The following is a 12366-nucleotide window of genomic DNA, read 5'->3' on the forward strand; positions in this document are numbered from 1 at the left end:
TGATAACATTTCTCGTAACAACTATTATGTACAAAGAAATTCTTACTATCTCAGCCATTCTATTTATGTTGATTCCTATTGTCACTATCGCTCAACATCAGTCTGTAATAGCTGAAAATGCTGGACCAGAACTTGTTTCAGACGATTTTGAATTTACCGAAGGTCCTGCGGCAGACAGGTTGGGTAATGTGTATTTTACAGACCAGCCAAATAATAATATTCATAGGTGGAATTTAGAAACAGGAGAAATTTCAGTATTTCTTGAAAATGCAAAAAGGGCTAACGGGCTTTTTATTGATAATGAAGGAAATATCCTGGCCTGTGCCGATAAAAATTTTCAGTTAATAAAGATTACGCCACAAAAGGAAATGAAAGTGCTAATAGATAATTTTGAAGGAAAAAATTTGAATGGTCCTAATGATTTGTGGATGGATAATAAAGGCGGGATATATCTTACAGACCCTTATTATCAAAGACCATACTGGGAACGCACTTCTCCTGAACTGGAAAGTCAAAATGTCTATTATCTGGCTCCTGGTGCAAAATCGTTAGTTTCTGTAGCAAAAGGCCTTGTGCAACCAAACGGAATAATTGGAACTCCAGATGGAAAGAAGCTGTATGTAGCAGATATTGGTGATAATAAAACATATTCTTATTCTATTGCAGAAGATGGCAGCCTTTACAACAGGAAACTTTTTGTGGAACAGGGATCAGATGGTATGACCCTGGATAACGAGGGAAATGTTTACTTAACCGGAGATGGCGTGACAGTTTACAATGAAAATGGAGAGCAAATTCATCATATTCCGGTAGATGAAGACTGGACGGCAAACGTGACTTTTGGGGGAGAAAATCATTCAACACTATTTATAACTGCAATGGATGCTTTATATAGCCTTGAGATGAAAGTAAAAGGAACACGCTGGTAATATTCAAATAATTACAAAAAAGCCGCTCCGGAGGGGAACGGCTTTCATCTGATTATGAACGCAATGTATGTTTAAAAGCAATATTTATTTTCTGAAGTCAGTTTCTCAGCAATTGTATTTCTCAATTGAACCACGTTTGGCTGATTTTGATATTTGGTGAAACGTTTTAAGCCCATTAGCATCATACGCTGTTCGTCACCTTCAGCAAAAGAAACTATTCCTTCTTTTGCTTTCTGGTTTACGGTGTCTACAGCATGGTACAAATACAACCTGGCCATTGCAATTTGCTCTTTTTGAGCATCTTCACCATAGCGTTTTGCATTTTTCTCTGCTCTTAAAATCGCAGATTCCGCAAGATAAATTTCAATCAAAATATCTGCGGAAGCCATTAAAAGCTGCTGATGTTCTTCCAGCTGAGGTCCAAATTTTTGGACGGCACTTCCGGCAGTCATTAAAAACACCTTTTTCAGTTTACCGACCATTTCCTTTTCTTCTGCAAATAATTCAGAATAATCAGGTTTGTCCATAGAAGGGATTCCGGTTAATTCATCTGCAACTGCAGTCGCAGGCCCTAAAAGGTCAACATGGCCTTTCATGGCCTTCTTAACCAACATTCCTACCACCAACATTCTGTTGATCTCGTTTGTACCCTCATAAATCCTGGCAATACGGGCATCTCTCCAGGCAGATTCCATTGGGGTATCTGCAGAGAATCCCATTCCGCCAAAAATCTGGATCCCTTCATCACTACAATTCTGGATATCTTCGGAACAGGCTACCTTTAAAATCGAACATTCAATGGCATACTCTTCCACTCCTTTAAGCTCTGCTTCAGCATGAGAACTGCCATTTTCCACCCTTATGTTAATACGATCTTCAATATTTTTAGCCGCACGGTAAGACGCCGCTTCTCCTGCATATGCTGAAGTGGCCATTTCGGCGAGTTTAGATTTTATAGCACCAAATTTGGAAATTGGAGTACCAAACTGCACCCTGTCATTTGCATATTTCACTGAAAGATCTGTAACCCTGCGTTGTGCATCCAAAGAAGCTGCGGCCAGTTTAATTCTCCCGATGTTCAATGCATTCATGGCTATTTTAAAACCATTTCCGCGATCTGAAAGCATGTTTTCCACCGGAACCTTAGTGTCGTTGAAGAAAACCTGGCGGGTAGAGGAGGAGTGGATTCCCAGCTTTTTCTCTTCTTCGCCAAAAGTAATTCCATTCTCAGGATCATTTTCAACTATAAAGCCGGTGATGTTTTTATCATCTTCAATTCTGGCAAAAACAATAAAGACATTTGCAAAACCGGCATTTGAAATCCACATTTTTTGTCCGCTAATGTTATAGCTTTTTCCGTCTTCAGAAAGAACCGCTTTGGTTTTTCCTGAATTCGCGTCGCTTCCTGCTCCCGGTTCGGTAAGACAATAAGCACCAAACCATTCCCCGGTCGCTAACTTGGGAACGTATTTTTTCTTCTGTTCCTCGGTTCCGTAAAGGGTGATCGGCATGGTTCCAATTCCAGTATGCGCACCAAAAGCAGTGGCGATAGAACCCGTAGCTCCCGAAATGTAATCGCAAACCAGCATGGTCGAGACAAAGCCCATTCCCAGCCCGTCGTATTCTTCAGGTACTGCAACTCCAAGAAAGCCAAGTTCCCCGGCTTTGCGCATTACTTCTTCAGTTAAATCACAATTTTTCTTTTCGAATTCTTCCTTATTCGGCCAGATTTCGCGTTCCACGAATTCCTTTACAGAATCGCGCATCATAATTTGTTCGTCGTTAAAGTCTTCAGGAGTGAAAACATCTTCGCAGTTGATTTCCTTCACCAGAAACTGGCCACCGCGTAGTAATTCTTTTGAATTTAATGTTGTATTGCTCATGTTGTTTGTTATTAATGGAATCATGAAAAAAGAGCCAGGAATTAGGACAAGGTATCGATGAATTTAGAAATCATTCGCTGAATTTGTTGAACCTTTTCCTCTAATGCTTCAAATTTTTCTTTGGTTATATACTGTTCTTTATATGCGATAATTATCTGTGTTTCCCATTCAAAGGAAGAGCCAAGGCTAGCTTCCAGATAGGTTCTAAAATGTTTGTTTGTAGATTTACTCGTGCCCTCAGCAATGTTAGACGGGATAGAAACAGCACATCTCGTAAGCTGGGAAACAAGATTGAATTTTTCAGAATCAGGAAATGTTTTTACGACATTGTATGTTTCCTGAACCAGAACGATACTTTCCTGCCAAATTTTAAGATTTTTAAAATTGTGCCTTTTCATTTTCTAGCTACCTGATTCCTGTTTCCTGCTTCTTGTCTCCCTTTTAAATCTAATTTAAAACCTCATACACTCCCGCAGCTCCCTGCCCGGTTCCAACACACATGGTTACAAGGCAATGTTTGTTCTTAAGATTTCTCTTGCGCATTTCATCAAAGATCTGAACAGAAAGTTTTGCACCTGAACAACCGAGTGGATGTCCCATTGCAATCGCACCGCCGTTTACGTTTACCAGATCCGGATTTAATCCTGTTTCCCGAATTACCGCTAAAGATTGAGAAGCAAAAGCTTCGTTAAGCTCTACCAGTTCCATATCCTCTTTTTTGAGTCCGGCGCGCTTTAAAGCTTTAGGAATAGCAATTACAGGGCTTATTCCCATTACTCTTGGATCTACTCCGGCAACTCCATAACTTACAAGCCGTGCAATAGGTTCAAGGTTCAGTTCTTTAACCATTTCTTCATTCATCACCATTACAAAGGCAGCTCCATCACTCATTTGTGAAGCATTACCTGCCGTAACGCTACCCCCATCAGCAAATACCGGTCTTAAACGGGAAAGCGCTTCTACAGAAGTATCTGCGCGGGGACCTTCATCCTGGCTCACGGTATACTTTCGGGTTTCTTTCTTTCCTTCATCGTTTATAAAGTTTTCCTCAACCTCAATAGGAACGATCTGATCCTTAAATTTATCTTCTTTAAGCGCATTTAACGCTTTTTGGTGAGAATTATAAGCAAATTCATCCTGGTCTTCACGGCTGATATTGTACCTTTTTGCAACCTCTTCTGCAGTTAATCCCATGCCCCAGTAATAATCTTCGTGGCCTTCTTTTGCCACCTGATAATTTGGAACGGGTTTGTAACCACCCATTGGAATATAGCTCATACTTTCTGAACCACCCGCAATAATACAGTCTGCCATTCCCGCCTGAATCTTTGCAGAGGCCATCGCAATAGTTTCAATTCCGGAAGCGCAGTACCGGTTTACAGTCACGCCGGGAACATCTTCTATATTGAGGCCCATCAATGAAATTAAACGTCCCATATTTAAGCCCTGTTCTGCTTCTGGCATTGCATTTCCAACCATTACGTCGTCAATACGTTTTTTATCCAGCTGCGGAAGCTCTTTCATTAAATGTTCAATAGTTTCAGCAGCCAGTTCATCCGGCCTTTTAAATCTGAAAACCCCACGTGGAGCCTTTCCCACTGCGGTTCTATATGCTTTTACTATGTATGCTGTTTTCATGTTTTTAGATTTTAGATGTTAGATCTGAGATGAGAGATCATCAAGAAGAAAATTTCCGGATAAGTGTATAATTCATTTTTTGAATCTCTATCAATTCTTCAATAACAGGTTGTATTTTGTCTTCTGAAATTAAATTGAGACGATAAGATAAAATTAGCTGAGTACATAATTCGTTAGAAGAACCGTTTGCAATACCAAGAAAATTTTTAAACTCTCCATTGGTGTTTCTTCCAGCACCTTCAGCGATATTAGAAGCTATTGAAATAGCACTTCTCCTTATCTGGCTGGTTAAGCCATACTTTTCTTCAGAAGGAAATTGAGAAGAAAGTAAATAAACCTTTTTTGCAATGTCCATTGCTTTCTGCCAAATTTTTAGGTTTTGGAAATTATGCATCTCTAAAATCTTATATCTAATATCTCACTTCTAACTAATTCCTAAGCGGTTTCCCTTTTTGTAACATGTGTTGAAGTCTTTCCAGCGTTTTGCGTTCTCCTGTTAAGGAAAGGAACGCCTCACGTTCAAGGTACAGTAAATATTGTTCGCTTACGTAAGATGCTTCGGAAAGATTTCCTCCGGCCATAACATAGGCCAGCTTGTTGGCTATTTTCTTATCATGTTCGCTAATGTATTTTCCTGCAAACATCTGGTCGGTACCTACTAGAAAAGCTCCCAATGCCTGTTTCCCTAAAACTTTAATATCTGTTCTATGGATAGGTTTGGTATATCCGTTTTCGGCCATGAGCAAAGCATGTTTCTTGGCAATCGCAAGCTGTCTGTCCGGGTTCACCACTACAATATCTTTTCCTTTCTGAAGAATATTTGTATCAAAAGCTTCATAAGCTGAAGTGGATACTTTTGCCATTCCTATAGTAAGGAAATGCTCCCTCAACCTGTTAAGTTCCACATCATCCTTCTGATAAGTGTCTGAAGCCCTCACCGTCATTTCTTTAGAGCCACCGCCGCCGGGAATTACCCCAACGCCAAATTCAACTAAACCAATATAAGTTTCGGCTGCGGCAACCACTTTATCTGCGTGAAGCGAAAGTTCACACCCGCCGCCCAGCGTCATTGCGTGCGGCGCTGCAACTGTGGGAATAGAGGAGTAGCGCATACGCATCATGGTGTCCTGAAAATATTTAATAGCCATGTTCAGTTCTTCATATTCCTGTTCTACCGCCATCATAAAGATCATCCCGATATTTGCACCCACAGAGAAATTTTTCCCATTATTGGCAACCACTAATCCCTGGTAATCTTTTTCAGCAATATCAATCGCTTTGTTAAGTCCGTCCAGAACATCACCACCAATGGAGTTCATCTTACTGCGGAATTCCACATTCAGGATTCCGTCGCCAAGATTTTCAACCACAACTCCACTGTTTTTAAAGATTTCTTTGGATTCCCTGATGTTGTCAAGAATTATAAATGCATCCTGACCGGGAACTTTTACCTGCTCTTTCTTCGGAATATCATAATAATAGGTATTGCCGTTTTTTACGGTGTAAAAACTCTTACTGCCGGTTTCCAGCATCTCCTTTACCCATGCGGCAGGTGCATAGCCTTCCGCTTTCATCATTTCAATTCCTTTTTCTACTCCAATGGCATTCCATATCTGGAAAGGCCCATGCTCCCAGCCAAATCCGGCCCGCATGGCATCATCTATTTTGTAAAATTCATCGGTAATCTCAGGAATTCTATTTGAAGCGTAAGCAAATAAAGCTGAAAAGTTCTTTCTGTAAAATTCACCGGCCTTGTCCTTACCATTAATAAGAACTTCAAAGCGGTCTTCCACTTTATCTATGGTTTTGGTCTGCTCCAGTGTACCGAAATTTGCCTTTTTTTGATCCCGGTATTCCAGCGTATTTAAATCGAGTGATTTGATCTCGCTGGAACCGTCGTCTTTTTTGATTTTCTTATAAAAACCCTGTCCGGTTTTACTTCCCAGCCATTTTTTCTCCATCATGGTCTGGATAAAATCCGGAAGGGCAAAAAGATCGTGGGCTTCATCATCTGGAACGCCTTTATGCAGCCCGTTTGCCACGTGAACTAAAGTATCAAGTCCAACAACATCAACCGTTCTAAAGGTAGCCGACTTCTGGCGGCCAATTACCGGCCCGGTAAGTTTATCTACCTCCTCAATGGTCATATCCATATTCTTCACGGTATGGAAAAGGCTCATAATGCTGAAAATACCAACCCGGTTTCCGATAAATGCCGGAGTATCTTTTGCGACTACAGAAGTTTTTCCGAGGAATTTCTCTCCGTATTCGTTTAGAAACTGAAGTACTTCTTCTGAAGTATTTGGCCCAGGAATAATTTCAAATAATCGCAAATATCGTGGCGGATTAAAAAAGTGCGTTCCGCAGAAATGCTTCTGAAAATCTTCACTTCTCCCTTCGTTCATTTGCTGGATTGGAATTCCCGAAGTGTTGGAAGTAATTAATGTTCCTTCTTTTCTATGCTTCTCCAGGTTTTCGAAAACCTGTTGTTTGATATCCAGCCGTTCCACAACAACTTCGACTATCCAGTCAACTTCAGAAACTTTAGAAATATCATCTTCAAGATTTCCGGTTTTTATACGCCTTGAGAAATCCTGATGGTAAATAGGGGAAGGCTTGGATTTTAAAGAAGCCTGGAGAGAATCATTAACAATACGATTTCTCACGGCTTTATCTTCAAGGCTCAAGCCTTTCTTTTTTTCTTTATCATTAAGTTCCCGGGGAACAATGTCCAGCAGCAAAACCTCCACGCCAATATTGGCAAAGTGGCAGGCAATTCCGCTACCCATAATTCCGGAACCTACAACAGCAACTTTATTAATTCTTCGTTTCATTCGTTGGTTGGTTTATAATGTTAGTACATAGAAGACTATTCATTCTTATGAACAGGATTTAATGCGATTTCTTCTTTATATATTTCTTTTTCTGTGATAAGATTGGTGATGGTACTGGCTACCCTTGTAAAGGTTTTAAGTTCTTCTTCGGAAACATTTTCTTTTACGGCTTCGTCAAACCTTAGAACTACCTTTTTGGAGAAATCACGCATTTCTTTGCCAAAATCTGTTAAATGTATCAATACACTTCGCCCGTCCAGCGGATTTTTCTTTCGAATAATTAATCCTTTTTCCTGCATGGTTTTCAAAATTCTGGACAGGCTGGTGGCTTCCATTCCCATTTTTGGTCCAAGGGCTGTTGAAGGTGTGCCTTTTTCAGGATCTATACTTAAAAGAGCAAAACCTGTAGCCATGGTGCTACCGGCTTTTCCGGCCTCTTCATTATACATTTTTGACACCGCCATCCACGTTGCACGTAAAACATAATCTATAGTCTTTTCCTTCATTTTTGCTAATGGGTGAACTCCAAAGTTAATAAATAATACTATGCGTGCATAATAAATATACGAAAATTGTTGATTTACTATTCCTGTTTTTTAATGCTATTAAAAACAAAACTCTCCTGTTAAAGAGAGTTTTATAAACTTATAATGTAGAACTTTTAGTTCCGGTAAATCTTATTGTACAGATCGCCGTATCGGTCTTTGATATTTCTTCTTTTTAATTTCATGGTAGGAGTAAGCTGGTTATTTTCAATACTCCACACTTCGGGAGTGAGTTCAAATCTTTTAATCTGTTCCCAATGGCCAAATTTTGAATTATAGAAATTAATTTCTTCCTGTATGCGTTTATTTACTTCAGAATTCTCTACAATTTCTTTATAAGATTCCCCAATGTCTATTTTCTTAAGTTTCGCCCAGTCTTTTATAAAATCAAAATTCGGTTGAATAAATGCAGCCGGCATTTTTTCTCCTTCGCCAATTACCATAATTTGATCAATAAACCGTGATTGTTTCATGGTATTTTCAATAATTTGGGGAGCCACATACTTTCCGCCAGAAGTTTTAAACATTTCCTTTTTACGATCGGTTATTTTTAAGAAGCCGTCTCCGTCCAGTTCACCTATATCTCCGGTATGAAAAAACCCTTCAGAATTTATCGCTTCTTTGGTTTTTTCTTCATCTTTATAATAGCCCATCATAAGATTAGGGCCTTTGGTAAGAATTTCCCCATCTTCGGCAATTTTCACTTCTACTTCATCAATCACTTTTCCCACCGTTCCAATTTTAAAACCTTTATTCCGCTGATCGTTAACCGCAATAACCGGCGAGGTTTCCGTTAACCCATAACCTTCCATAACAGGCATTTCAGCGGCAGCAAAAATGCGTGCTAATCTTGGTTGTAATGCAGCGCTGCCGGAAACTATCAATTCTATGTTGCCACCTAAACCTTCTTTCCACTTGGAAAAAATTAGTTTCCTTGCCAGTTTCAATTTGGTTTCATACCACCAGCCATTTGCACCATACGGTTCATATTGCAGACCCAGTTCCACCGCCCAGTAAAAAAGCTTCTTTTTAATGCCTTCGAGGGAATTGCCCTTAGCTATAATTTTATCATATACTTTTTCCAGCAGGCGTGGAACAGCAGTAATTATATGGGGTTGTACTTCTTTAAGATTATCGCTTAGTTTCTCTATAGATTCAGCAAAATAAATAGAAACGCTGTGATACTGATAGAGGTATAGAATCATCCTTTCAAAAATATGGCATACGGGAAGGAAACTAAGAGCGGTATATGCACCAAATTCAAAAGGCACGCGGGGAGCACTGTCTATTACATCACGTACTATATTACGATGAGAAAGCATAACTCCTTTAGGACGTCCTGTGGTACCCGAAGTATAAATAATAGTGGCAAGATCATCTTCTTTTACGGATTTACGAAGCTTTTCCACCTCGTCCTGATTGCTTTTATCCTGTCCGGCTTCTAAAACTTCTTTCCAGTTTTTACAACCTGGAATTTCATCAAAGCTGTAAACATCCTTAAGCTTAGTTTTTTTTCTTATAGCATTTAGTTTTGCTAGTACTTCCTTATCGGATACAAAACAATATTTGGCTTCACTATGGTTAAGTACATATTCATATTCATCTTCTGAAATAGTAGGGTAAACAGGTACATTTTGCGCAGCAATCTGTAAAACACCAATATCCAATACGCTCCATTCCGTTCGGTTAGAAGAAGAAATTACGGCAATTTTATCATTAGGTTTTATACCTAATCGTAATAAGCCCCTGCTTAGGGTATTTGCCTTATCTATATATTCCTGCGTGGAGAGAGAATGCCATGAACCGTTGTATTTGGTACTTAAAGCGACCTCCAGAGGGTGATTTTCCAATTGATAATAAGGAAAATCAAAAAGTCTTTTTATCTCTATCATGCATTTATCAATGTGTTCCCTGCAAAATAGGAATTTTAGGAGCTATTTCAAATGAATTTTATAAAAAAAGATGCTATACATTATTGACCTTTTAAAAGCTTAAGACTTATCCCGTCCCGATCTTTCCTATTTCATAGAAGATTATAAAATAGGATTACAAGTTCTACTTCAATTTTAAAACTTTCAGTCTTCTGAATATTTTGTGAAAGGAGCTTTTCAATAACAACTTTTTTTGTGCTAAGGTTCTATTAAAATTTAATCCACTGCGTTAAACTGCTTTTAAATTTGGGATTTATCCTGTAATGAATAAAGTATCTATGTAATTTAAGGCAACAACTGAAAAGAAAAACGAAATTATTATGAAAAATTTGAAGACTATCCTGCTATGCTCAATACTTGTAATGGTATTTGCCTGTGGACCACGTGTACAAACCGTTAATCCGCCGAGCGATGCATTAAGTAGCTATGAAACTTTTGCTTATTTGCCCAATACCAATGCTGAAGTTCCCGGAAAAAATTATAATGATGAAGAAGTTAACCGAATGATCGTGGAAACTGTTAATCAAAATATGGAACAGACGGGTTATACTCTGAACAGGGATAATCCTGATTTATTGGTACTTATTAGTACAAGAACCGAGATAGAAAGGGAAAGAACTACAGATCCGGTGTATGCCACTTATCCATATACCGCAGGTGTAGGAGCTGTTAGCCCGTATTATGGTTCATATTATTATCGTGGTTACGGTGCTTTTGGTGGTGGAATTGCAGGTTATGATACAGATACTTATGCTTATGAAGAAGGTACGGTGATTATCAACCTTGTAGACAGGCAGACAAAAGAAACGGTATGGAAGGGAATGACTTCAGATCCTCTTTACGATCAGGCAAACCCGGCTGCAATGCGTGACCTGGTAAACCAGATTTTTGAAGAGTATCCGTTGAATAGCAATTAATTCAATACTACTTTGAAATTTTAAAAACACCTTTTTCGGAATCAATTCTGAAAAAGGTGTTCTTGTTTTTAATCATAAACTGGTAAATATGAAGAAGTTTTCAATTCAATTTTCGCTTATGTTGTTGGTGTTCTTAACGGCATGTGGGGGAGAAAATACAGAATCTAATGTAACTGCACCGGGAAAGGAAAAAACAACTGAATCCAAAATTTTAGGTGTGGGGGCAGATGTTCTTCAGGATAAGACTCCGTTAAGGAAAATGGATGTATATCTTGATGGTTTTCATTTTTATAACGGTAATATGGGGGGACAAATGGAAGCGCACCACTACGTGACTCAAATTAACGAGGATTTGTATCAGGCAATTATTTTTGACGGGAATAATGATGACGCAAAAATTATGGGGATAGAATATATTGTTACTGAAGATCTTTTCAAAACCTTACCTGCTGAAGAAAAAAAGCTGTGGCATTCGCACGATTATGAAGTAAAATCGGGTACATTAATAGCTCCCGGTATTCCTGAAGATATAGAACATATTCTCATGGAAAACCTTGTTTCCACCTATGGAAAAACAATCCATACCTGGCATACAGATCGTGATAAAAAACTGCCTTACGGGCCGCCGCTAATAATGATGGGGTTTACTGAAGACGGACAATTACGCCAGGAATTAATAGATAAGAGGGATAAAAATTTCGGAATTTCAACAGCAGAGAGAAGACAGGAGCGGCAGGACATTCCCTGGCCAGAAGTAGATTCCCTGGCAAATGCATGGGAAATAGGAGAATTGAGGCAGGTACAAATTATAGATTCCGTACCGCATTCTCTTTTAAATATGGAACAAGGTGCTTTGGAAGAAGAACTTAAATAAGTTTAAAAAATCGGTTAAACAAAATGACAAATTCGGGACTTAAAATTATTATTACCGGTGCCACCGGAATGGTTGGTGAGGGCGTATTACGGGTGTTTATGGAACAACCTGAAGTATTGCAAATTTTGCTAGTGAGCCGCAAACCTTCAGGAATTCATCATGAAAAGCTTAAGGAAGTCATTCTTAAAGATTTTTTCAATATTAGAGAAATCAGGGATGAAATAAGCGGGTATGATGCCTGCTTTTTCTGCGCCGGAATTTCCTCTTTAGGAAAGAAGGAAGAAGAATACCGGAGAATAACATACTATCTTACAATAGAGTTTGCAAAAACCTTTGGTGAACAAAACCAGGATGCGATTTTCACATACGTTTCCGGCGCAGGTACTAGTCCCGATGGTAAATTAATGTGGTCACGAGTAAAAGGTGAAACTTAACAGGATTTGCAAAAACTCCCGCTCAAAACTTATAATTTTCGTCCTGCTATCATGAAACCAAGAAAAGAAGCACAGCATGCTCCTGAATTTTATCAATATTTCCGCTGGCTGCACAACACAGGGCAAATATTATTTCCTAAGGTATTCTCTACCACAGATGAGGTGGGGCTGGCAATGCTGGAAGTTACCAAAAATGGATATTCCAAAGCAATACTGGAAGTAAGTGATATTAAAAAATTAAGCTGAGTATATTTTATTTCTCTGTTTTTAGAAATAAAAGAGGTTTAAAAAGCCATTTTACATCAACCTGAACTTGTTTCAGGTTCTTATAGAATGCTGATAATAGGATGAATAAGATTCTGAAATAAATTCAGAATGACG

The 12366-nt window shown here is 38.9% G+C and carries 12 protein-coding genes; 5 read left to right on the forward strand and 7 right to left on the reverse strand.

Annotated features, from left to right (window positions below; all coding sequences use genetic code 11):
• Positions 1–26 precede the first annotated feature (26 nt).
• On the forward strand, positions 27–929 hold the full coding sequence (locus tag RM539_RS06680; RefSeq protein ID WP_311502600.1) for an SMP-30/gluconolactonase/LRE family protein: 903 nt from the start codon (positions 27–29) through the stop codon (positions 927–929).
• Positions 930–1000: 71 nt separating this feature from the next.
• On the opposite strand, the gene RM539_RS06685 is transcribed toward RM539_RS06680, so the two are convergent.
• The 7 genes from RM539_RS06685 to RM539_RS06715 all read right to left on the reverse strand — a co-directional run bounded on the left by RM539_RS06685 (position 1001) and on the right by RM539_RS06715 (position 9721).
• The gene (locus RM539_RS06685; RefSeq protein WP_311502601.1) at positions 1001–2812 is read right to left on the reverse strand and encodes an acyl-CoA dehydrogenase FadE; all 1812 of its coding nucleotides are present in this window, start codon (positions 2810–2812) and stop codon (positions 1001–1003) included.
• 41 nt (positions 2813–2853) lie between these two features.
• Complete coding sequence (locus tag RM539_RS06690) at positions 2854–3210, reverse strand: four helix bundle protein (RefSeq protein WP_311502602.1); 357 nt, start codon at positions 3208–3210, stop codon at positions 2854–2856.
• A 49-nt stretch (positions 3211–3259) separates the two neighbouring features.
• Complete coding sequence (locus tag RM539_RS06695) at positions 3260–4450, reverse strand: acetyl-CoA C-acyltransferase (RefSeq protein ID WP_311502603.1); 1191 nt, start codon at positions 4448–4450, stop codon at positions 3260–3262.
• A 40-nt stretch (positions 4451–4490) separates the two neighbouring features.
• The gene (locus RM539_RS06700; protein WP_311502604.1) at positions 4491–4844 is read right to left on the reverse strand and encodes a four helix bundle protein; all 354 of its coding nucleotides are present in this window, start codon (positions 4842–4844) and stop codon (positions 4491–4493) included.
• 34 nt (positions 4845–4878) lie between these two features.
• The gene (locus RM539_RS06705; RefSeq protein WP_311502605.1) at positions 4879–7284 is read right to left on the reverse strand and encodes a 3-hydroxyacyl-CoA dehydrogenase/enoyl-CoA hydratase family protein; all 2406 of its coding nucleotides are present in this window, start codon (positions 7282–7284) and stop codon (positions 4879–4881) included.
• A 35-nt stretch (positions 7285–7319) separates the two neighbouring features.
• Positions 7320–7790: a MarR family winged helix-turn-helix transcriptional regulator gene (locus tag RM539_RS06710; RefSeq protein ID WP_311502606.1), complete on the reverse strand. Its 471-nt coding sequence runs from the start codon at positions 7788–7790 to the stop codon at positions 7320–7322.
• A gap of 155 nt (positions 7791–7945) precedes the next feature.
• Positions 7946–9721, reverse strand: a complete 1776-nt coding sequence (locus tag RM539_RS06715) for an AMP-dependent synthetase/ligase (RefSeq protein WP_311502607.1) — start codon at positions 9719–9721, stop codon at positions 7946–7948.
• A 359-nt stretch (positions 9722–10080) separates the two neighbouring features.
• Here RM539_RS06715 and RM539_RS06720 point away from each other — a divergent pair, with 359 nt between their 5' ends.
• The 4 genes from RM539_RS06720 to RM539_RS06735 all read left to right on the forward strand — a co-directional run bounded on the left by RM539_RS06720 (position 10081) and on the right by RM539_RS06735 (position 12231).
• The gene (locus RM539_RS06720; protein ID WP_311502608.1) at positions 10081–10677 is read left to right on the forward strand and encodes a DUF4136 domain-containing protein; all 597 of its coding nucleotides are present in this window, start codon (positions 10081–10083) and stop codon (positions 10675–10677) included.
• A gap of 88 nt (positions 10678–10765) precedes the next feature.
• Positions 10766–11551, forward strand: coding sequence for an OBAP family protein (locus RM539_RS06725; RefSeq protein ID WP_311502609.1), 786 nt, complete (start codon positions 10766–10768; stop codon positions 11549–11551).
• 23 nt (positions 11552–11574) lie between these two features.
• Positions 11575–11985 carry an NAD-dependent epimerase/dehydratase family protein gene (locus RM539_RS06730; RefSeq protein ID WP_311502610.1) on the forward strand — a complete coding sequence of 137 codons (411 nt, stop codon included), beginning with the start codon at positions 11575–11577 and terminating at the stop codon, positions 11983–11985.
• A 51-nt stretch (positions 11986–12036) separates the two neighbouring features.
• Positions 12037–12231 (forward strand): hypothetical protein, encoded by a 195-nt coding sequence (locus RM539_RS06735; RefSeq protein WP_311502611.1) that lies wholly within the window; start codon positions 12037–12039, stop codon positions 12229–12231.
• Positions 12232–12366: the final 135 nt, after the last annotated feature.

The sequence above is a fragment of the Autumnicola musiva genome (genome assembly GCF_031846585.1).
Classification (GTDB): domain Bacteria; phylum Bacteroidota; class Bacteroidia; order Flavobacteriales; family Flavobacteriaceae; genus Autumnicola; species Autumnicola musiva.